Source organism: Pseudomonas sp. MWU13-2100 (genome assembly GCF_023242365.1).
Taxonomy (GTDB): domain Bacteria; phylum Pseudomonadota; class Gammaproteobacteria; order Pseudomonadales; family Pseudomonadaceae; genus Aquipseudomonas.
In genome coordinates, this window is record NZ_JALLIX010000092.1 from 1 (window position 1) to 3,354 (window position 3,354).

The 3,354-nt window shown below is 58.6% G+C and carries 5 protein-coding genes; all 5 read right to left on the bottom strand.

What is annotated here, in order from left to right; all coding sequences use genetic code 11:
• Position 1: 1 nt before the first annotated feature.
• A complete protein-coding gene (locus tag M5B99_RS29355; protein WP_248807419.1) occupies positions 2–289 on the bottom strand; it encodes a cyd operon YbgE family protein in 288 nt (95 codons plus the stop codon).
• Entirely contained in the window at positions 286–408 is a 123-nt protein-coding gene (gene cydX, locus M5B99_RS29360) for a cytochrome bd-I oxidase subunit CydX (protein WP_248807420.1), read from the bottom strand. The genes M5B99_RS29355 and cydX overlap by 4 nt, the downstream gene beginning before the upstream one ends.
• Before the next feature lie 22 nt (positions 409–430).
• A complete protein-coding gene (cydB, locus tag M5B99_RS29365) occupies positions 431–1,567 on the bottom strand; it encodes a cytochrome d ubiquinol oxidase subunit II (RefSeq protein ID WP_248807421.1) in 1,137 nt (378 codons plus the stop codon).
• Positions 1,560–3,131, bottom strand: a complete 1,572-nt coding sequence (locus M5B99_RS29370) for a cytochrome ubiquinol oxidase subunit I (protein ID WP_248807422.1) — start codon at positions 3,129–3,131, stop codon at positions 1,560–1,562. Before M5B99_RS29370 ends, cydB begins: the two co-directional genes overlap by 8 nt.
• Positions 3,128–3,354, bottom strand: a 227-nt coding sequence (gene cydP, locus M5B99_RS29375) for a cytochrome oxidase putative small subunit CydP (protein ID WP_248807423.1), incomplete at its 5' end; no start/stop codon positions are given. The genes cydP and M5B99_RS29370, both read right to left, overlap by 4 nt.

The window sequence follows — 3,354 nt, forward strand, 5'->3', positions numbered from 1 at the left end:
CTCAATGCAGGAACTTTACCCAGCCGGCGATCGCAAGCGCTACAAAGCAGGTCCAGCCCGAGAACAGCCAACGCCAGACCAGCATTTGCGGCACAAAACCCACGCCTCTCACAAAGGCCGCGCTCATGGCCGTGAACAGTGCCATCGCCAGAACATGGTCAACGGCCCCATCGGGAGCGGCCATGACGAGCGGATAGAACGTGCAGGTCAACATGATCGCGACAGCGACAAGCAAACTCAGCCAATGAATTCGAGAGGCGGGTTCGGCGTCAGCGAGCCGCGGTATCATGGTTGCGCCTCGTCACTGTTGTTCAGGGCTCGGCCCGCTTCATTCTCGCCCCACATCGCATTCAATATCGCCAGCAGCAATGCAAAACCGACTCCCAGCATCCAGGCGAAATACCACATGTTGTTTGCTCCTCTGCCGGTTCTAGTAGGCTGAATGTTCGTTGGCTTCGATCTGTGCGACGGTGACCTTGCCGCGCATGACACGATAGGCCCACGAGGTGTAAATCACGATCAACGGCATGAAGATCAATACGGCCCAGAACATGATCGCCAGGCTCAGATGACTGGAAACGCTATCCCACACGGTAAGGCTTGCGGCAGGCACCGTGGAAGATGGCATGACGAACGGAAACATTGAGACACCGGCGGTACTGATGACGCCGATCACCGCGAGCGATGAGGCGACAAACGCCGAAAGGGTATGACGCATTATCAACAGCATGGCGGCACCTGCTGCCCCCGCCAAGCCCAGCGCGGGGAGCAGCCACAGCACAGGATAATGGCCATAGTTGGCCATCCAGGCCCCGGCTTCGCGCACCACCGACTTGCCGAGAATATCCGGCAGTCCGGCGGTATCGATGACCGAGGTAATGCGATAGCCATCGATCGATTGCAGCCAGATGCCCGCCACGATGAATGTGCACAGCAGCACGATCGCCGCCGCCACCGCGCCCTTGATTGCCCTGGACTGGATAGCCCCTTCCGTGCGATGCGCCAGATACGTGCCGCCCTGCAAGGTGATCATGGCACTGCTCACAACGCCGGTCAGCAGCGCAAAAGGGTTCAGCAGTTGCCAGAAACTGCCGGTATACGTCGACACCAGGTAGTTGTTGAAGTGGAACGGTACGCCTTGCAGCAGGTTGCCGAACGCGATCCCGAACACCAGCGGAGGCACCGCCCCACCGACAAACAGCCCCCAATCCCAAGTGCTGCGCCAGGTGGCATTGTGGATCTTGCTGCGATAGTCGAAGCCCACCGGGCGGAAGAACAGCGCCCAGAGGACCAGGATCATTGCCCAGTAGAAGCCGCTGAATGCCGTGGCATAGACCACCGGCCAGGCCGCGAACAGCGCGCCGCCCGCGGTGATGAACCAGACCTGGTTGCCATCCCAATGCGGCCCCACGGTGTTGATCACCACCCGCCGCTCCAGGTCATTGCGGCCCACAAAAGGCAGCAGCGTGCCGACGCCCATATCGTGGCCGTCCATAATGGCGAAGCCGATCAGCAGTACGCCAACCAGCGCCCACCAGATCACTTTCAGGGTGGCGTAATCAAGCATGATGGAGTTCCTTCAAATGGGCATCGTGGGCATAACGACCGGTACCGAGGCTGCCAGGACCCTGGCGGGCGAACTTGACCATCAGGAACATTTCAACCACCAGCAACACGGTGTAGAAAACGACGAATCCGGCCAGCGAGCCATACAGGTTGTTGATGCTGAGCGTGGAGACGCTCATGTGGGTCGGCAGCACACCGTAAATCGTCCAGGGCTGGCGACCATATTCGGCGACGAACCAGCCCAGTTCACAGGACAACCAGGGCGCGGGCAGCATGAGCAGCGCCCAGCGCAACAGCCAACGGCATCGTGTGCAGCTCGACTTCAAGGTGCTCCAGAAGGCCAGGCCGAAGAGCATAAGCATGGTAAAACCAAGCGCCACCATGATCCGAAATGCCCAGAACATAGGGGTCACGCGCGGTACGGTATCGTTGACGGCTTTGTCGATAATGGCCGGCGTGGCCTGGTTGACGTCCTCGACATACTTTTTCAGCAGCAGGCCGAAACCGAGGTCGGCTTTATATGCTTCGAACTGCCGTAAAGCCGCCGGATCGTCACGATGCGCGCGCAGCGCTTCAAGTGCATTGACCGCGGTGATGCCACGCAGAATGCGCGCGCGGTTTTTTTCCTTGATGTCATGAATACCTGGAATCTGCTTGCTGACCGAGCGGGTACCGATCAGGCCCATCAGCCATGGCACTTCGACTTCCCAGTTATTCTTGGACTCGGCTTCGTTGATGCTGGCCAGCAAGGTCAGGCCCGCCGGCGCAGGCTTGGTTTCCCACATGGCTTCCATGGCGGCCATCTTGGTTTGCTGGGCTTCACCCACCGTGTAGCCGGACTCGTCACCCAGCACGATCACGCTCAGCACCGAGGCCAGGCCGAAGGCTGCCGCCACCCGGAAGCTACGCTTGGCAAACTCGACATCGCGATTCTTGAGCAGGTACCAACTCGAAATCGACAGCACAAACATCGAGCCGGTGACGTAACCCGCCGAGACGGTGTGCACGAACTTGGCCTGCGCCACCGGATTGAAAACCACCGCCCAGAAATCGACCATCTCCATGCGCATGGTGATGTAGCTGAACTCCGAGCCCACCGGATTCTGCATCCAGCCATTGGCAATCAGGATCCACAACGCCGACAGGTTGGTACCAATCGCCATCAGCAGGGTGACCAGCAAGTGGTGCTCTTTCTTCAGACGATCCCAACCGAAGAAGAACAGACCGATCATGGTCGATTCGAGGAAGAACGCCATCAGGCCCTCGATGGCCAGCGGCGCCCCGAAGATGTCGCCGACGTAGTGCGAGTAATACGCCCAGTTGGTACCGAACTGAAATTCCAGCGTGATCCCCGTCGTCACCCCCAGGGCGAAGTTGATGCCGAACAGCTTGCCCCAGAAGCGCGTCATGTCTTTCCAGATAACGTTCCCGGTCATCACATAGACGCTTTCCATGATGACCAGCAGCCAGACCATGCCAACGGTAAGCGGTACAAAAAGAAAGTGGTAAAGCGCGGTGGCCGCGAACTGCAGCCGTGACAAATCCACCAGTTGTTCTGATATCACTTACTTGCCCCTTGAGCCGATTGAGTCGAGGTGGGTACGCCAAGCCGGTCACTGATGGTGTTCGAGTCGACGCTGACGCGCGAATCCCGGATGAACAACCACCACAGCACTGTCAGCAGCATTAGCTTGATCAGTACTGCTGTGAGCAGATAACGCCGCAGTCGTTTGTCGGAAAATGTCATGACTGTGTAGTAAGCACATGGCATGCCAAGGGAAAGACTGT

What these genes read in the sequence shown, in the direction of transcription:
- cydX (WP_248807420.1), bottom strand. Translation starts at nt 408, where the DNA reads ATGTGGTATTTCGCCTGGATGCTGGGAGTCGGTTTTGCATTGCTGCTG.
- M5B99_RS29355 (WP_248807419.1), bottom strand. Translation starts at nt 289, where the DNA reads ATGATACCGCGGCTCGCTGACGCCGAACCCGCCTCTCGAATTCATTGG.
- cydB (WP_248807421.1), bottom strand. Translation starts at nt 1,567, where the DNA reads ATGCTTGATTACGCCACCCTGAAAGTGATCTGGTGGGCGCTGGTTGGC.